General features: G+C 40.6%; 1 protein-coding gene. It reads right to left on the bottom strand.

Features of this window, described 5'->3' with window-relative positions; translation table 11 throughout:
• Positions 1-229: hypothetical protein (locus ACVC3Y_RS05855; protein WP_452226358.1), on the bottom strand; the 229-nt coding region annotated here is incomplete at both ends.

The following is a 229-nucleotide window of genomic DNA, read 5'->3' as shown; positions in this document are numbered from 1 at the left end:
ATCTGTACCACAAGATTGAAGCGCTAATATGTTAGCAGCATTCCAATCGTTAGCGATGGTTTCATTATCTGTACCATTACATTCTATGGTTTCATCTACAACCGTACAAGCAGTAAGGTCTGGACCGATAGAATCTTCAAGGGTAAGTGTCGCAGTCAGTGTAGTTTCATTATCACAATCATCCGATACCGTATAGATAACAGTAATAGTACCACCAGCACCACAAGTG

It is taken from the genome of Lacinutrix cladophorae (assembly GCF_053604645.1).
The sequence above is the reverse complement of the archived record's forward strand: the minus strand, read 5'-3'. Positions and strand labels throughout refer to the sequence as shown.